13 protein-coding genes are annotated in these 16,916 nt (G+C 61.9%); all 13 read left to right on the top strand.

Annotated elements, in window-relative coordinates:
- Nucleotides 1-390: 390 nt before the first annotated feature.
- The 13 genes from ACWGS9_RS13550 (at nucleotide 391) to ACWGS9_RS13490 (ending at nucleotide 16,902) form a co-directional block, all read left to right on the top strand.
- Complete coding sequence (locus tag ACWGS9_RS13550; RefSeq protein WP_454505725.1) at nucleotides 391-1,647, top strand: nucleotidyltransferase family protein; 1,257 nt, start codon at nucleotides 391-393, stop codon at nucleotides 1,645-1,647.
- 4 nt (nucleotides 1,648-1,651) lie between these two features.
- Nucleotides 1,652-2,680, top strand: a complete 1,029-nt coding sequence (locus ACWGS9_RS13545; RefSeq protein ID WP_454505724.1) for a glycosyltransferase family 2 protein — start codon at nucleotides 1,652-1,654, stop codon at nucleotides 2,678-2,680.
- Nucleotides 2,681-2,804: 124 nt separating this feature from the next.
- Nucleotides 2,805-3,182 (top strand): hypothetical protein, encoded by a 378-nt coding sequence (locus ACWGS9_RS13540; RefSeq protein ID WP_454505723.1) that lies wholly within the window; start codon nucleotides 2,805-2,807, stop codon nucleotides 3,180-3,182.
- Nucleotides 3,183-3,311: 129 nt separating this feature from the next.
- The gene (gene exoK, locus ACWGS9_RS13535) at nucleotides 3,312-4,196 is read left to right on the top strand and encodes an endo-1,3-1,4-beta-glycanase ExoK (protein WP_454505722.1); all 885 of its coding nucleotides are present in this window, start codon (nucleotides 3,312-3,314) and stop codon (nucleotides 4,194-4,196) included.
- Between the two features lie 129 nt (nucleotides 4,197-4,325).
- Nucleotides 4,326-5,657: a UDP-glucose dehydrogenase family protein gene (locus ACWGS9_RS13530; RefSeq protein ID WP_454505721.1), complete on the top strand. Its 1,332-nt coding sequence runs from the start codon at nucleotides 4,326-4,328 to the stop codon at nucleotides 5,655-5,657.
- A 91-nt stretch (nucleotides 5,658-5,748) separates the two neighbouring features.
- Nucleotides 5,749-6,969: a glycosyltransferase family 2 protein gene (locus ACWGS9_RS13525; protein WP_454505720.1), complete on the top strand. Its 1,221-nt coding sequence runs from the start codon at nucleotides 5,749-5,751 to the stop codon at nucleotides 6,967-6,969.
- 39 nt (nucleotides 6,970-7,008) lie between these two features.
- Nucleotides 7,009-8,088, top strand: a complete 1,080-nt coding sequence (locus ACWGS9_RS13520) for a glycosyltransferase (protein ID WP_454505719.1) — start codon at nucleotides 7,009-7,011, stop codon at nucleotides 8,086-8,088.
- Between the two features lie 187 nt (nucleotides 8,089-8,275).
- Nucleotides 8,276-10,300, top strand: coding sequence for an acyltransferase family protein (locus ACWGS9_RS13515; RefSeq protein WP_454505718.1), 2,025 nt, complete (start codon nucleotides 8,276-8,278; stop codon nucleotides 10,298-10,300).
- A gap of 417 nt (nucleotides 10,301-10,717) precedes the next feature.
- On the top strand, nucleotides 10,718-12,214 hold the full coding sequence (locus ACWGS9_RS13510) for a lipopolysaccharide biosynthesis protein (protein ID WP_454505717.1): 1,497 nt from the start codon (nucleotides 10,718-10,720) through the stop codon (nucleotides 12,212-12,214).
- Between the two features lie 546 nt (nucleotides 12,215-12,760).
- Nucleotides 12,761-13,930 carry a glycosyltransferase family protein gene (locus tag ACWGS9_RS13505; protein WP_454505716.1) on the top strand — a complete coding sequence of 390 codons (1,170 nt, stop codon included), beginning with the start codon at nucleotides 12,761-12,763 and terminating at the stop codon, nucleotides 13,928-13,930.
- A gap of 26 nt (nucleotides 13,931-13,956) precedes the next feature.
- Nucleotides 13,957-14,946, top strand: coding sequence for a glycosyltransferase family 2 protein (locus ACWGS9_RS13500; protein WP_454505715.1), 990 nt, complete (start codon nucleotides 13,957-13,959; stop codon nucleotides 14,944-14,946).
- Nucleotides 14,946-15,884 carry a glycosyltransferase family 2 protein gene (locus ACWGS9_RS13495; protein WP_454505714.1) on the top strand — a complete coding sequence of 313 codons (939 nt, stop codon included), beginning with the start codon at nucleotides 14,946-14,948 and terminating at the stop codon, nucleotides 15,882-15,884. The genes ACWGS9_RS13500 and ACWGS9_RS13495 overlap by 1 nt, the downstream gene beginning before the upstream one ends.
- Nucleotides 15,874-16,902, top strand: a complete 1,029-nt coding sequence (locus ACWGS9_RS13490; RefSeq protein ID WP_454505713.1) for a glycosyltransferase family 2 protein — start codon at nucleotides 15,874-15,876, stop codon at nucleotides 16,900-16,902. Before ACWGS9_RS13495 ends, ACWGS9_RS13490 begins: the two co-directional genes overlap by 11 nt.
- Nucleotides 16,903-16,916 lie beyond the last annotated feature (14 nt).

The following is a 16,916-nucleotide window of genomic DNA, read 5'->3' as shown; positions in this document are numbered from 1 at the left end:
AGCATTAATCAATTCTTGGTTGCACTCGCCTTCGTTGGTGACCAAGCCATAAACACCGTTATCGTAACTCTCAACGGCCCTGGAATTCAACCGCCGGTCTTTGCCGTTTAAATAAGCATTTGATTTGTTTATGATATTTTTTTGAGCGAGAAACCGTTTCGCAGATGCGAAGAAATTGCTGCAGAAAACCGTCACTTTTTCGGCCAACCGGCGCATCTCTGAGGTATCTTCAAAAGTGATTGCGCGCGTCAGGCGATTTTAAACGCAGGGGTTGCAGGGATGAGATGATCCCGGCTGGCTTTCGGCGATCGCGTTAATTTTCCCGATGCTTTTCTTAGCAGGTGCGGTATAAGCCCCTCGGGCGGCATTTCGCGGAGAACGACATCGGGCATGGCGATGCAGGATGGCTCGTATCAAAGGCTGCGTGCCGCCGGCCGTGCCGATGAGGTCGCCTATGTGCAGGCCTGCCTGAGGCTGTTTTTCGCGCCGGGTGCCAGCACGATCGCCAGTCGGGCCGATATGCCCGCGCCAGCAATCTCGGCGGCCCCCGCAATTTCATCGGCCCCTGCAATTTCAGCGGTCTCTGCAATTTCAGCGGCCAATGTCGCCGACATCGCCAGGCTGAACAAGGTAGCCGTCTTCCTGCTCAAGGCTCTCGCGCATGCGCCCGCCGGCGCGGCGCCTCCCGAGTTGCTTGGCTGGCTCGACGGCTACCGTCGGCGCACCATGTCGATGAATGTCGCCTGCCTTGGCGATTCGATGGCCATCGACCGCGTCCTGCGCGACAGACAGGTCGATTTCGTCTTCCTCAAGGGGCCGCTCCAGCAGCATCTGCTCTATGGCGACCACTTCATGAAGCCTTCCGGCGATGTCGACATACTGGTTTCGCCGGCAAGCTTCGCCGCGGCCCGCGAGGCGTTGCGGACCATCGGCTACGAGGTTGCCGGCAAGTCGCGCTCGGTCTGGTGGGTGCGCTTTCTCGGCGAGCAGCACATGGTTCGCGAAGATGGCGCGAGGGCGTCGACGGTCGACCTCCACCACCGGCTGCAGCAGCCGGGTTCGCCGAGCCCCCGCGGCACCGACGGCTTCCTGCGCCACAAGCGCCAAGTCGAGGTGGCCGGCGCCGCCATGCCGATCACCTCGGCGGCCGACACCCTACTTTTGTCCTCGATCAGCGTCGCCAAGGCCTTCTTCAATCGCGAGCCTTGCGCCGGCTATGTATGCGACGTCAGGGCCAGCGCCAGCCACCTGAGCGAGGCTGAGCAGCAGACGGTGCTCACCCACGCCGCCGAGCAGGGCCTGTCGGACACGCTGCTTTTGGGACTGCGCGCCGCCGATGTGCTGCTTGGCGCCGCCGGCACGCTGCTTTCGGAGCGCGCCACCCGCATTCTGGCGCGCATCGACAATGCCGATCTCTTCCACATGGTCATCGCGCCTTGGCTTGCGTCGCTGCGCTGGCCGCAGCGCCGCCATGTGCTGTGGGAACTCTGCGGTCGCGAGCCCTTTCGTTACCTGGCCGAAGCCGGTTGGGCGGCCTCCGCCGACCTCAGCCGGCGCATCTTCGAGCGCCCGGCCCCTGACGGGCCGGCGCGAGGCGAAACAATCAAAATCATAGGCGGGGCTGCCACGCATGCAAACGAAAGGTAAGCCCATGCCTGTGACGACGCCTGTGACGCCGCCGGGAGTCTGCGTCATCATCGCCGCGCGCAATGCGGCGCGCACGATTCCCGTCGCCATCGCGTCGGCGCTGCGCGAAGCCGAAGTCGCCGAAGTCGTCGTGGTCGACGACGCTTCCACCGACAACACCCGGGATGTGGCTTTAGCCGCCGACGACGGCAGCGGCCGGCTTGCCGTCATCCGCCTCGACGTCAATCGCGGCCCCTCTTCCGCCCGCAACGCCGCTATCCAGGCTTCCAGGTCGCCTTTCATCAGCGTTCTCGACGCCGACGATTTCTTCCTCGAGGGCCGCTTTCGCCGGCTTTTCGCCAGCACCGACTGGGATTTCGCCGCCGACAACATCATGCTGATCCGCGACGATGCCGCGACCGACCTCGCCAAGGTCGCCGCGCCGCCTTTCGCCGCCGACCCGGAATTTCTCGATTTCGAGCGCTTCATCGACGGCAACATCTCGCGCCGCCGCGTCCGGCGCGGCGAGCTCGGTTTCCTCAAGCCGGTGATCAGCCGGGCTTTTCTCGAGCGGCATGGGCTGACTTACGATGAAAACCTCCGTCTTGGCGAAGACTACGAGCTCTACGCGCGCGCCGTCGCCTGCGGGGCGCGGTTCAAGATCATCAAGTCCTGCGGCTATGGCGCGATCGTGCGCGCCGATTCGCTGAGCGGCCAGCACAGGACGCAGGATCTGAAGCGCCTTGCCGACGCCGATCTGGCGCTGCTTCAGATCGACAGCCTTCCGGAGCGCTCGAAGGCCGCGTTGCGGCGCCACGAGCGCCATGTCCGCGACAAATACCGGCTGCGCAACTTCCTCGACGTCAAAGCCGAGCGCGGCCTGGCGTCGGCCGCGGCTTACGCCTTCGCCAGCCAGTCGAATCTGATCCCGATTGTCCGCGGCGTCGCAACCGACAAACTCGACGCGCTGTTCCGCCGCACCGGGATTGCCGCAGAAAAGCAAATGCCGCCGATGCGCTTCCTGATGCCGGCAACCAGTGCCGCAAATGAGTGATCCCGCATCACCCGGGAAGCCGCTAGCTCTCAAAAAATCCGCATTCCGAAAACTATGATGTTGCCTAGTGGCTGCGGTAATGTCAGTCTATGTTGCAATGCAGCAATTTCGAAAGGCCGATAGGATGGCTTCGATTTTTGGCTTCAGATCCCGGGATCCGGGTCGCGACCGGAACACCGATCTCCAGCGTTTCGACCGGTTGGCGAAGCTGTTCGACCAGATCGCGGTCGAGATCGAGGCGGAGAAAACCGGGCTGGAGAATCGTTATAGGTCGACGGCTGCCAACGCAGCCTTTCTGGTCGAGGCGATGGAGAATGGTTCGGCGCCGACCAGCAAGGGATCGGATGTCAGCGCGATGACCAACTCGATCCTGAACTGTGAGCGGCGCATTGCGGAACTGGTGCGCCAGAAGGGTCTGGTGAAGGAACTGCGGCATTCGCTCGACGCGATCGTCGAGGATGGTTCCGATCGGTCTGCTGCGCAGTCCGCGGCAAGAGGCTGACGGCACCTTCAGGCGCCGTCATCGGTACGAGACTTTAGAGGAGTTAAAAGGGCGCAGGATCAGAGGCGGCTCGCTCAAGGGAGCCAAGGATGACTTTGGGTTGGGCGGACAACACAAGGTGAGTTTGTTATGAACGCAGATCCGAACGACACCTCCACCGTGGCGGCTTGCGGGATGCCGCATACGCCAGGGAACGGATTAACCAGCCTGCGGCTCGGCGTGGTCGGCGCCCTGCTTGCGATCGCGGCGGCCCTTGCGGGAAGCCTACATCCCGCGCACGCGCAAGCGGTGCAACAGGAGGTGCAAAGCGCGCCGTCTTTCGTCGACAATTTCTCGAGTTTCGACCGGTCCCGCTGGTTCGTCTCGGACGGCTGGACCAATGGCGCCCACCAGAACTGCACCTGGTCGAAGGACCTTGTCCGGCTTTCCGACGGCGTGCTTTCGCTGGGCTTTGAAAAACGCAAGCTGAAGGACCGCGAGTTCGCCTGCGCCGAAATCCAGACCAAGCAACGCTACGGCTATGGCGTCTACGAGGCTCGGATGAAGACTGGTACCGGCTCCGGCCTCAACGCGGCCTTCTTCTCCTATATCGGCCCGCAGGACAAACAGCCCTGGGACGAGATCGACTTCGAGGTCCTCACCAAGGATCCGTCCAAAGTGCAGGTCAACAGCTACATCCAGGGCAAGCCGAAGAACGGCAAGCTGGTCGACGTCGAGGGCGGCGCCGACAAGGGCTTCAACGACTATGGCTTCGTCTGGGAGAAGGACCGGTTGCGCTGGTACGTCAACGGCAAGCTCGTCCATGAAGTGACCAACCCCGACGAACTGCCGACGCATTCGCAGAAAATCTTCTTCAGCCTCTGGGGCAGCGACAAGCTGACCAACTGGATGGGCGCCTTCGTCGATCCCGGCAGCAAGGTGACCATGGAGGTCAAGCGCGTCGCTTTCACCGCCTTGGGCCAGCCATGCCAGTTCCCGGATTCGCTGGCATGCAGCATAAGTAACAGCAACTAAGCATGATCCCCAAAAGTGGGAACCGGTTTTGGGATAAGATCATGCGGAACCAACTAGGCCGTTGGGCCTGGGGGACACTAGAATCGACCGGGCCGCTTGCGGCCCGGCCATCAACAGGAACAAAACCGAATGAACTTGACGGTGTTTGGGATTGGCTATGTCGGTCTCGTCCAGGCCGCTGTGCTTGCCGAGGTCGGCCACGAGGTGGTTTGCGTCGATATCGACGAGAAGAAGGTGGAGCGGCTCAACCAGGGCTTGGTTCCGATTTTCGAACCCGGCTTGGAGGCCCTCGTCCGGGAAAACCATGCAGCCGGGCGTATCCGCTTCACGACCGACGCGGCCGCGGCGGTCAAGCATGGCCAGATTCAGATGATCGCGGTCGGCACGCCGCCAGGTGAGGATGGCTCGGCCGATCTGAAATATGTGCTCGCCGTCGCCGAGACCATCGGCCGCGAGATGGACAGCGCCAAGATTGTCGTCGGCAAGTCGACCGTCCCGGTCGGCACTTGCGAAAAGGTGAAGGCCAGGATTGCCGAAACGCTGAAGAAGCGCGGCCGCGAGGACCTGAGCTTCGACGTCGCCTCGAATCCCGAATTCCTCAAGGAGGGCTCGGCGGTCGCCGATTGCATGAAGCCGGACCGCATCATCGTCGGCACGTCCAGCGAGGACACCGAGATGGTGATGCGCGAGCTCTACGCGCCGTTCAACCGCAACCACGAGAAGATGATCGTGATGGACGTGCGCAGCGCCGAATTCACCAAATACGCCGCCAACTGCATGCTCGCGACCAAGATCAGCTTCATGAACGAGATGGCCAATCTCGCCGAACAGCTGGGCGCCGACATCGAGGAGGTGCGCAAGGGCATCGGCAGCGATCCGCGCATCGGCTACCACTTCATCTATCCCGGCCTGGGTTATGGCGGCTCGTGCTTCCCCAAGGACGTGCGCGCGCTGATCAAGACCGCCGAAGGCGTCAAGTTCGACGCCAAGCTGCTGCGCGCCGTCGAGGAGCGCAACAATGCGCAAAAGTCGGTCCTGTTCGACAAGGTCAACCACTATTTCAAGGGCGCGCTCAAGGGCAAGACATTCGCTGTCTGGGGGCTCGCCTTCAAACCCAACACTGACGACATGCGCGAGGCGCCGTCGCGCACGCTGATGGAAGCGCTATGGGCGGCCGGCGCCAAGGTGCAGGCCTACGATCCCGAGGCGATGCAGGAGTGCCAGGCGATCTACGGGCTGCGCGACGATCTGCTGCTCTGCGGCACCAAGGAGGCGGCGCTGCGCGGGTCCGACGCGCTTTTGATCTGCACCGAATGGAAGAGCTTCCGCGCGCCGTCCTTCGACGCGCTCAAGGATGCGCTGACCACGCCGGTCATCTTCGACGGCCGCAACCTCTACGATCCGAAGGTGATTGCGCGCTACGGCATCGAATATTTCTCGATCGGCAGGATGGCGGCATGACCGCGGCTGCTTGCCTCAAGGACAATTGCCGTCGCCATGTCTGTAAAACCACGCCGGCGAACGGCGCATCGGCAATAGCATGAGGTCACCAATGGCTGCGCAGCGGAAACCGACGGTCACCGTCATCGTCCCCACCTTCAACCGGGAGAAGTTCCTGCCCGAATCCATTGGCAGCCTGCTCCAGCAGACTGTGGTGCCGGATCAGATTCTGATCGTGGATGACGGCTCGACGGACAACACAGGCGCGGTGGCGGCCTCTTTCCCCGCGCCGGTGGAATATCACCGCAAGGAGAATGGCGGCAAGTCGACGGCGCTGAATTTCGCCCTCAAGCACTGCAGGGGGGATTTCGTCTGGGTATTCGATGACGACGATGTCGCGCATCCGACGGCGCTTGAACGGTTTCTCGCTGCGTTCGAGCGGGAGCCGACGGCCGATTTCGCTTTCGGCGAATATGCACGTTTTCAGCAGTCAGCCCAGATCGAACAGCAGAATTACGAGATCGTCGCCTTCGGCCACGTCAGCCAGGACAACTTCTTCCCGTCGCATCTCGAATATTGCCACGTCCATCAGCCGGGCCTTCTGGTGCGCCGCAAATGCTACGACGAGGTGGGAGGCTTCAACGAAACCCTGGTCCGGTCGCAGGACTACGAGATGATGCTCAGGCTGGCGCGCCGGTTCAAGGGCGTCAGGGTCGACGGCCTCATGTTCTTCCAGCGCCAGCACGACATGGTTCGCGGCAGCACCAAGGTCGTCATTTCGTATGCCAACCGGATAAAGGCCTGGGGCTCATACGACCGGGCGATCATGGAAGAGGTCTACAGGTCCGTCGATCTCCATGAGTATCTCGATCGCTCGGAGCAGGCCTTGCCGAAGACGGCCGATCTCGAGATGCAGGCACTTCTGCAACGTTCGAGCATCATGGCCAGGAAGGGGCTATGGCATCATGCGGCCGAAGACATCCGCCGCTACGCCTTGCTTGCCGAACGAGCCGGAAAGACGTCGCTCAGCGACAAGGAACGCGCCATCGTGCGGCGCACGTTCGAAGCCTACGACACTGGTCTGGCATCCGCCCCTGCCGACGAATTCGTCTCGGCGGTGAAGGGATGGAAGTCTGGAGCGCTGAAGGCCGATATCGTCAGGGAGTACATGCATTCGTTTCCCCACTATCTGGCGCGGGACTTGAAGGCGGGAAAGGTGATCCCGGCATCGAAGCTGTTGCGGGAATACTCGACGCTGTCGCTTTCAGCCTCGGTCGGCCGGTTGTACCAGGCAATGACTTCGAAGCTTCCGTCGGCGCGCGGTGCAAGCTGATCAGCGCGGGTGCTCGCGGGCCGAATTAGGAGCCAAACGATGAAAGTGCTTTTCGCAAGCGGCAACGGATACATCCCCGAGTTCACCGGCGGCGTGCAATCCAACACCCACCATCTGGTCGAGCAGCTGATCGAGCATGGTCACCAGGCGTCGGTCCTCGCCTCGCTGTTCGGCGACGGCATGTTCGGCCTCAAGGCGCGCGCCAAGATGAAGCTGTTGCGGCAACCGGCGGTGGTCGACAATTTTCCCGGCTATCCGGTGATGCGCGCCTGGTTCCCCTGGGAGGCGGCCGGCTTCGCGGTCGAGAAGACCAGACCCGACGTCGCCGTCGTGCAGTGCCACAAATCCGTCCCGCTCGGAAAGGCGCTGCTGGCCGAAGGAGTGCCGCTGGTCGTCTATCTTCACAACGTCGAATTCCACGAGCTCGCCGGCGATCCGCGCGAGCTGCATTCGGCGCTCTACATCGCCAATTCGGAGTTTACGGCGCGCACCTACAAGGAAAAGTTCGGCATCGATTCCACGGTGCTTCCGCCGACCATCAACGACGCTCTCTACTGCACGCACACGACCGGTGAATTCGTCACCATGATCAATCCTTATGAGGAGAAGGGTTTCGATCTTGCGGTGAAGATTGCTGCCGCCTGTCCGGAGATTCCGTTCCTGTTCGTGGAAAGCTGGAAGCTGGACGACGACCATCGTGCCCGTATCGAGAAGACCATCGCGCCGCTGTCGAACGTCATGCTGGAAAACCGCACCAACGACATGAAGACGGTCTATGGCCGCACCCGGATCCTGCTTGCTCCGAGCAAATGGGAGGAGGCCTGGGGCCGCGTCGCATCCGAGGCGCATTGCAGCGGCATCCCCGTCGTCGGATCGAGGCGCGGCGGCCTGCCCGAAGCCATCGGTCCCGGCGGCGTGGTGCTCGACTACGACGCTCCGCTTGCCGACTGGGCCGCGGCGGTGAGGCGCCTGTGGAACGATCGCCAGGAATACGAACGGCTTTCGGCCTCGGCTCTCGCCTTCTCCAAACGCCCCGAGCTCGATCCTGCGCGGCAGCTGGTGGTGTTTCTCGATCTGCTCGAAAGAGCGGCCCGGCAGGACGTTCGCCGCGCTGCGTAGATCGGGATCTGCGTCTGCATAAGCCGGGCGCAGAACGCTTCCGTCTTATGCCCCGCCTTACGACTTGAGGTCGGTGCGCTGCCCCCTGCCTCCTTAGCGGAGATTTAATTGTGCGATGCACAATTTCGTGTTGCGCTCGCGAAGCGACTAATCTAATTTTCTTCTGCGGGGGCGGCTGGAGCGATCGATGACGAATCGCGAGATTTGGCTTGATGCCGCCAAAGGCGTTGGCATTCTACTTGTTGTGGCGGCACATATTGCCGGCGCTGGGTTTCAACCTTGGGACCCGGTTTTCGCTAACGCGGTATTGCTTTTTCATATGCCGCTTTTCTTTGTGATGTCTGGCTACGTTTACAAGCCTACGGAACGCAACCAACTGTTCTGGAAGAAGGTGGCTGGCCTAGCGGTGCCGTATGTAACTTTTTTGTTTGTTTTGACACTGGCAGTCATATCCAGGAGAGTTCTGCTCGGCGATTTTCCAGCCCGTTGGCAGATACGCGAGATGGCCGTTAACGATATGCTGGGTGGGATGCGCCTCTCGCGTGATTTTGGCGTCTTCTGGTTTATAACCTGCCTCTTCTTCACCCAAATCGTCTACAACGAAATTGCGAATTGGACGAAAAGCCCCAGCAGCCCTCGCATGTTGGGCTTTGTCGCTCTGTGCGTCGTCCTAGGCTATGCTATTCAATTCCAGTGGCCAATGAACCGTTCACCTTGGGCGGTCGCCGCAGTGCCAATTGCACTGTGCTGCTATTGGTTTGGGCATTTGATTCGGACCGTCCAATTTCGTTCGAGGACCTTGTGGATTTTCATTTTGACCGTGGGTGCCCTTGCTTCGGCCGGAGCAGCCAGCGGCGCTGACATTCAGTTCAATATGAAATATTCCATTTTCGGACCTCCCATCCTCGGGCTTCTCATTGCGCTGGCCCTGTCCCTGACATTTCTCATCCTGATACGGCGAGCAGCCACAGTTGCGGGAATAGGGTTGCCATTAGCGAAGGTGGGTGAAGCGTCGTTTGTCATTATGTTCCTGCACCAATTCTTCCATTTTTCCCTCCGGGATTTCGGGGTCGACAATGAGGCGGTCATCATGGTGGTCGCAGCTTTAGGGCCTTTTGCGATCTACCTTTGGCTGAAGCGATCGGAGTCGCTCTCCCCGTGGTTCCTGGGAACAGGTGTCGGCGCGCCAAGTCGCGGGATTTTGTGGGTGCGCCACGGTATTGGTTGGCGGGTCGCGAAGTATCGAGCAACGATCCTTCATTTTGCCAAGCCATACATTGCGCAACTCATGATCGCTCTTCGATGGCCACTTAGAGGCAAGGGAAGGCCGCATGGTTTGCCTGATGACTTGATCGTATCCCTGACTTCCTATCCGAAACGGTTCGCCACCCTGCATTTGACGCTGCGCTGTCTCCTGTCGCAGACGGTTGTGCCCGACCGGGTTATCCTTTGGGTCACGGCCGAGGATGCGGCGCAACTGCCTGCCTCGGTCACAAACCTCAAGGCCCAAGGTCTTGAAATCCGTTTTTGTACAGACATTCGTTCGTACAAAAAGATCGTGCCGGCCCTCCTAGCGTTTCCAAAGGCCTACATCGTTACGGCGGATGACGATGTTTATTATTCGTCGCGTTGGCTGGAGCAACTTGTTCAACTGGCGGGTGAAAAAACCGTCGTTTGCCATCGGGGCCACGAGGTCACATTCGATGATGCGGGGCGAATTCAGCCTTACGACAAATGGTTATTTGACGTTTCGGAAACGACGGGAATGCTTTTCCCAACGGGTGTCGGTGGAGTGCTGTATGGCCCTAAATCGTTGTCGCCAGAAACCGTAGATGAGGAACTGTTCATTAACCTCAGTCCCCAAGGCGACGATATCTGGCTGTTCTGGATGGGGCGACGAGTCGGGAGCAAGTACATAAAAACATCAACCAGGTGGGTGGAGTTTCCGTGGAAAGGGTCACAAGCGTCGGCGCTTGTATTAACCAATGTCGGGGCCGGCCGGAACGACATTCAGATCAAGAAAATCACAAGCCACTTTGGCGAGCCCACATCAAAAGGGCTGTCGCCAGAAGAACTAAAGCGGGTACCTTTTAGCCCTGATGATATGATCGTTAAAATTCAGAAGGAAATCGCTTCCAAGGCATCCTCCACACCCAGTGAGAGCCGCCTTTTGTTGTCCCAGGGCAGCCCACAACACGGTGAGCGTCGGTAGTCGCCCGATCCGTGCATTCAATTCCTTGTCAGCCCGTATATTTCCGGCCTAACCGGCCGGCGACTGTCTCACCTCGCTCATGGCGCACTAGCCCCCAGCGACTGCTCCTGCCCGCAACGCTGACCGCAGTGTCGTACGTTGTTGATCTATTGTAAGGTTCAATCCCTTCCGGTTCGCCATTTCTTCAAACGAAATTAACAGTTTGGACAGTGGTCCCTGCTTTGCCACAAGACACTCGAACGGGCTCCCACTAGCCTTTCTGTCGTAAAATTTTGCTGCATTGCAACAATTTTGATGCGGCGTCGCAAAAATTGCCATATCGTTGCTGCAAGCTTGATGGTGGACGGGGCATTTTCGGTACTCAACGGACGGTCGGGGTCATGGATCCAGGCCGGGCGAAAGTCAGGAATCCTGAATTTGCAAGCCAGTGCATTCGATCCGCCGGAAGGCTCTCTGCGCAAATCTGTCGGACGCGGCGCGGTCGTCACCGCGATGGCGCAAGGCGTGCGGGTGGCGACGCAGATCATCTCCGTCATCGTGCTGTCGCGGCTCCTGTCGCCGCAGGATTTCGGTGTCGTAGCGATGTGCGCGCCGGTGCTTGCCTTCATCGCACTGTTCCAGGATTTCGGCCTGACCCAGGCGACCATCCAGAAGACCGGCATCCGGGACGAAGAGGTCAACTATCTGTTCTGGATCAATGTGGCGGTGAGCGCGGCGCTCGCCTGCGTGCTCGCGGGTTCGGCGCCCCTAGTCGCCGCCTTCTATGGCGAGCCGCGCGTGACGGGCCTCGTTGCCGCCTTCGGCCTCCAGATCATAACCTATGGCCTGGGGGCGCAGCACGTGGCCCTGCTGACGCGCCGCATGGAGTTCACGCGGCTGGCCATCATAGACATCGTCAGCGCCGTCGCCGGTGTCGCGGTCTCGATAGCCTGGACGTACATCGATCGCTCCTACTGGGCACTTTTCGCCGGCACGCTGGCCAGCGCCGTGCTGCCGACGCTGTGCTACTGGTATTCCTCGCGTTGGCGCCCCAGCATGCCGCGCAAGGTCGACGGCATCAGCGCGCTGATCAATTTTGGCGCCGGCATCACCGGTTTCAATTTCGCCAATTTCTTTGCCCGCAACCTCGACAATGTGCTGATCGGCAAATACTGGGGCGAGGCGCAACTCGGCCTCTATGATCGCGCCTACAAGCTTTTGCTTTTCCCGCTCAGCCAGATCACCAACCCGCTGGCGAAGGTGATGGTGCCGGCGCTGTCGCGGCTGAAGGACGAGCCGGACCGCTACCGCAGCGCCTATCTGCGCGTCATGCCGCTGATCCTTGTGGTGGCGCTTCCGGGTGTCGCTTTCGCCACCGCCATGTCGGACACGCTCGTTCCCTTCGTGCTCGGCGAGCAGTGGCGAGGAAGCGCGCCGATCTTCCTGGCGCTGGGCTTTGCCGGACTGCTGCAGCCGCTCAACAACCCTTCGGGATGGCTATTCGTCAGCCAGGGCCGTTCCGGCGATTTCATGCGCTGGGGCATCATCTCCGCCGTGACCTCGGTCTTGGCCTTCGCAATAGGCCTTCCTTACGGAGCGCTCGGCGTCGCGGTCGCCTACGCGATCAGCGAGTATATTCGCACACCCTTCCTGTGGCTCTATGTCGGCAGGCACGGGCCGCTCAAGGCCAGCCATGTGCTTCACGCGGCATTGCCTTTCGTCCTTGGCGCGCATCTGGCGTTCGGCTTGGTCTGGCTCGCCAAACCTATGCTGCAGACGCCGCCGGTCGTCGCGCTGGCCGCCGGCGTAACGCTCTCCTATGTCGCGACCATTGTCGTCGCGCTTGCCTTCGGTGCCGGCCGCGAAGCGCTTCGCGAGGCATTGCGGCTGATCCCGGCGCGAGGGTTTTCCGCGACCCCGAGCGAGGCGAAATGAAACCGGTCGACCGGCGAGACGCCGATGTCAGGACAGGGACAACCGCATGAACTACCGATCGATTTCAGACATGAACGACGCGATGCGCAACCTTCACCGGTTGCCGCGAGACATCGACCTGGTCGTCGGCGTGCCGAGAAGTCCGCATCGCCACGGAAGTCGTATCCGGGGCCGAAGGTGTCGACGAACGTGGCCAGGATGCCGAAATGCAAGTTGCGCAGCAATTGCCGCATGGCATGATTGGGCAGCACGCCGTGGTAATGGACGTTCTTCAGGTTTACGATTTCAAACCATTTTACTGCGGCGCAACAATACTAGTGGACTGCGTTTTACGACCGGTTCAGGTCCGGATATCGGGCTTCGCTCGAGCGGTCGGCCCATGCACAGCCCGGTCGCTGGGCCGTTGCGACGGTCCAATTGACCTGCCAAAAATTATTGCGGTGCAGGACAGACTGGCACTTTTTGCTTCGCAGCACCAAAATTGTTGCGATGCAGCAAAAGCTGTACTAGCATCCCCGATGGGTGGGCCCAACAGGGTCGAGTTGCATGCTGCATGTCTTGTACCTTGTGCATGACGTATCCGACCCGGCGGTACGCCGGAGGGTCCAGATGCTCAAGGCAGGCGGCGCCAGGGTCACCCTGGCGGGCTTCCGCCGTACCACCAGTCCGGTCGCCGAGATCGAGGGTGTCGAGCCAGTCGACCTCGGCGCGACGCGCGACGGCCGATTCGCGCAGCGCATCGGCGCGGTCGCCAAGGCAGCCGTGTCGATCGGCGCGAAACTGGGCGCCATGCCCAGGCCCGATCTCATCATCGCGCGCAACCTCGAAATGCTGGCGCTGGCCCGCCGCGCCAATGGCGCGCTCGGGGCGAGCGTGCCGATCGTCTATGAATGCCTCGATATCCATCGCCTGGTGCTGCGCGACGATTTTGTCGGCAGGACGCTGCGCGGCGCCGAGCGCCGCCTTGCCCGCGACGTGAAGCTTCTGGTGACGAGTTCTCCCGCCTTCATCGCCAATTACTTTGAGCCGTTCGGGCAGATCGTCGCACCCGTCGAGCTGATCGAGAACAAATATTTCGAGACCGCGCCGCTAGCAGTGCGTTCTTTCGAGGACGACAGCCCGGCGACGCCACCCTGGCGCATCGGCTGGTTCGGCGCGCTGCGTTGCCGCCGCTCGCTGGAGCTGCTGGCCGATTTCACCCGCCGGCAGGCAGGACGTTTCGAGGTCGTGCTCAGGGGCCGCCCGGCGCTGTCCGAATTTCCGGACTTTCATGGTTTCGTCGGGGCCGAACCGTGGCTTTCCTTCCGCGGGCCTTACCGCAATCCGGAGGATATGGCCGCGATCTACCGGGAGGTGCATTTCTCCTGGGCGATCGATTTCTTCGAGGCCGGCCAGAATTCCGAATGGCTGCTTCCCAACCGCCTCTACGAGGGCTGCCGCTTCGGCGCCGTGCCGATCTCGATGGCGGACACCGAAACCGGCAGGTTCCTGAAGCAACGGGACATCGGCGTGCTTCTGTCCGAAGCGACGCCGGAAGGCATCGAGGCGACGCTCGGCCGGATGGATCAGGATGCATATCGCGGTCTGAAGTCGCGGGTGTTGGGCCGCAATCCGAGGACCTGGAGCTACGACCGCAGCGACTGCGCGGCCTTCGTCGAAAAGCTCCGCGGCCTCGCCGCCATGCCTTCGACTTTTGCGACGGGGGCGGCCGCGTGATGGCGCAGCAGGACGCACAAAAACCGATGACCGAGGCCACCGCATCGATCCTGATCGTCATTCCCTGCCTTGACGAGGCGTCCCATATCGGCGGCCTGCTCGACCAGTTGCGGCCCGCGGCGGCACGGCTCGGCGGCCGTATCGTCGTCGCCGACGGCGGCAGCACCGACGGCACGCAAGGCATCGTCGAAAACATCGTGGCGAAGGATCCTCGGGTCATCCTGCTCGCCAATCCGAAGCGCATCCAGAGCGCTGCCATCAACCTGGCGGTGGCGACCCTCGGCGATGGCGCCGACTACCTCATCCGCATCGACGCGCATGGCGGTTATCCTGACGATTACTGCGACAGGCTGGTCGAGGAAGCCCTTGCCACCGGCGCCGATTCGGTCGTCGTTTCGATGCTGACCAGCGGCACAAGCACCGTGCAGAAAGCAGTCGCGGCGGCGCAGAATTCCAAGCTCGGCACAGGCGGCTCGAAGCATCGGCACATGTCCGAGGGCGAATGGGTCGACCACGGCCACCATGCGCTGATGCGCATCGCCGCCTTCAAGGACGTCGGCGGCTATGACGAGAGTTTCAGCCATAACGAGGACGCCGAGCTCGACTACCGCCTGCGACGCGCCGGCTACCGCATCTGGATGAGCGGCAGGACTCAGATGGTCTACTATCCGCGCTCGACGCTGAAGAGCCTCTATTTCCAGTATCTCGGCTATGGCCGCGGCCGCGCCAAGAACGTCCTGAAACACCGCATGGTGCCGAAGGTGCGGCAGATGATCCCGCTTTTGGTGGCGCCCATGGTGCTGTTGGCCCTGTTCTCCTTAGTCCACTGGCTGGCGGCCGTACCTTTCCTGCTGTGGGCGGCGGTGTGCCTCGGCTACGGCCTCGTGACGGCGATACGCCAGCGCAATGCAGGCATCGCGCTGGCCGGCGTCTCGGCGATGGTCATGCATTTCGGCTGGTCGGTCGGCTTCTGGCAGCAGCTTTTGCCCCCTCGCTCGCAGCGCAAGGTGGCGTGATGGCCGGCCGCTCGATCGACATCTGCATCTGCACCTTCCGCCGGCCGGAACTGGCCGACACGCTGCGCTCCGTCGCCGCGCTGGAGAAGCCGGCGGGATTGGAGATCGGCATCGTCATTGCCGACAATGACGATGAGCCAAGCGCGCAAAAGCTCGTGAAGGCGCTGGCCGGGGAACTGAAGCTGCCGGTCCGCTATCGCCACGCGCCGGCGCGCAACATCTCGATCGCCCGCAACGCCTGTCTCGACGCGAGCGTTTCGGACTTCGTCGCCTTCATCGACGACGACGAGACCGCATCGCCCGGCTGGCTGGTCGAACTGATGGCGATGGCCGACGCCACGGGCGCCGCGGCGGTGCTCGGACCGGTGCGGGCGCATTATCGCCAGGACGCGCCGGACTGGATGCAAAAGGGTGACTTCCACTCGACCTTGCCGGTCTGGGTACGTGGCGAGATCCGCACCGGCTACACCTGCAATGTTCTGCTCAGAATGACCGATGGAAGCCTGCGCGGCCGGCGCTTCAGCCTGGCGCGCGGCCAGACCGGCGGCGAGGATACCGAGTTCTTCGATGCCATGGTCAAGACCGGCGGCCGCATCGCCTTTGCGCCCGACGCCTTCGTCGACGAGGTGGTGCCGCGCGCCAGGGCGGCGTTCGACTGGCTGCGTCGCCGTCGCTTCCGCTTCGGCCAGACGCATGGCCACCTGATCGGACACGACACCGGCGGTGTACGCCGCGCCGGCCAGGTCGGGCTGGCTTCGGCCAAGGCCGCCTACTGCTTCGGCATGGCCATTTTTACCGCAATCAGCCCGGTGCGACGGAACCGCAGCGTGCTGCGCGGCATTATGCACGTTGGTGTCGTCAGCGGTTTGGTCGGCGTCCGCGAAATCCGCCAATACGGCCTCACATCGCCAGAGCAAGGGAACAAGCGTGCAGCCTGACGTCAGCTTCGTCATTGCCGCCTACAACGCCGAGGCGACCCTCGACCGCGCCATCGCCGGCGCGATCGCGCAACGCGGCCTCACCGTTGAAATTATCGTCGTCGACGACCGGTCGCGCGACGGCACCCTGGATGTGGCGCGCGCCTACCCGCAAGATATCGTCAAGGTGGTGGCGCTGCCCGCCAACCGCGGCCCGGGCGGCGCCCGGAATGCCGGCCTCGACCTGGCGCGCGGCCGCTGGGTGGCGGTGCTCGATTCCGACGATGCAGTCCTTCCCGAGCGTCTGGCGGCGATGATCGCGCGGGCGGAAGCGACAGGCGCCGAAATCGCCGTCGACAATGTCCAGGTCGTGCGCGAGGACGGCACGCCCGACGACACCATGTTCTCGGCCGGCTATCTGGAAGGCTTACGCGAAATCTCGCTTGCCGACTACATAGAAGGCAATCTGGTCTTCGAATCGCGCTTCAATCTCGGCTATCTGAAGCCGATCTTTCAGCGGCGGTTCCTCGACGACAAAACGCTGCGCTACGACGAGAAGCTGCGCATCGGCGAGGACTACATTCTGCTGGCAAGCGCGCTGGCCAGCGGCGGCCGCTGTGTGGTCGAGCCGACCGTCGGCTATGTCTACCACATCCGCACCGGCTCGATCTCGCGCGTGCTCGAATTGCACCACGTCGAGGCGATGGTTGAGGCCGACGCCGCGTTCGCGGCGGCATATTCCATGGACAGCGGGGCCCAGGCGGCTTTCGCCAGGCGCGGCCGCAGCCTGCGCAAGGCAGCGTCGTTCCTGTCCCTGGTTCAGCACATCAAGGCGCGCGCGCCGCTCAAGGCGATAGGCGCGGCGCTCAGGGATCCGGCCGCGGTCAGGCATATGTCGATGCCGATCGCGGTCCGGCTCAGAAGGGTTGCGGCGCAGTTTTGCCGTGGGGGCGGGGAGATGAAGCATGCGGGCGATTTTTTGGAGCATGATCCCGAAAAGTGGGAACCGGTTTTCGGAAAAGATCATCTCCAACAATGATTTAGCCAGCGATA

It is taken from the genome of Mesorhizobium sp. Arg314 (genome assembly GCF_053714275.1).
The sequence above is the reverse complement of the archived record's forward strand: the minus strand, read 5'-3'. Positions and strand labels throughout refer to the sequence as shown.

What these genes read in the sequence shown, in the direction of transcription:
- ACWGS9_RS13505 (WP_454505716.1), top strand. Translation starts at nt 12,761, where the DNA reads ATGCTGCATGTCTTGTACCTTGTGCATGACGTATCCGACCCGGCGGTA.
- ACWGS9_RS13530 (WP_454505721.1), top strand. Translation starts at nt 4,326, where the DNA reads ATGAACTTGACGGTGTTTGGGATTGGCTATGTCGGTCTCGTCCAGGCC.
- ACWGS9_RS13520 (WP_454505719.1), top strand. Translation starts at nt 7,009, where the DNA reads ATGAAAGTGCTTTTCGCAAGCGGCAACGGATACATCCCCGAGTTCACC.
- ACWGS9_RS13515 (WP_454505718.1), top strand. Translation starts at nt 8,276, where the DNA reads ATGACGAATCGCGAGATTTGGCTTGATGCCGCCAAAGGCGTTGGCATT.
- exoK (WP_454505722.1), top strand. Translation starts at nt 3,312, where the DNA reads ATGAACGCAGATCCGAACGACACCTCCACCGTGGCGGCTTGCGGGATG.
- ACWGS9_RS13545 (WP_454505724.1), top strand. Translation starts at nt 1,652, where the DNA reads ATGCCTGTGACGACGCCTGTGACGCCGCCGGGAGTCTGCGTCATCATC.
- ACWGS9_RS13550 (WP_454505725.1), top strand. Translation starts at nt 391, where the DNA reads ATGGCGATGCAGGATGGCTCGTATCAAAGGCTGCGTGCCGCCGGCCGT.
- ACWGS9_RS13500 (WP_454505715.1), top strand. Translation starts at nt 13,957, where the DNA reads ATGACCGAGGCCACCGCATCGATCCTGATCGTCATTCCCTGCCTTGAC.
- ACWGS9_RS13525 (WP_454505720.1), top strand. Translation starts at nt 5,749, where the DNA reads ATGGCTGCGCAGCGGAAACCGACGGTCACCGTCATCGTCCCCACCTTC.
- ACWGS9_RS13495 (WP_454505714.1), top strand. Translation starts at nt 14,946, where the DNA reads ATGGCCGGCCGCTCGATCGACATCTGCATCTGCACCTTCCGCCGGCCG.
- ACWGS9_RS13540 (WP_454505723.1), top strand. Translation starts at nt 2,805, where the DNA reads ATGGCTTCGATTTTTGGCTTCAGATCCCGGGATCCGGGTCGCGACCGG.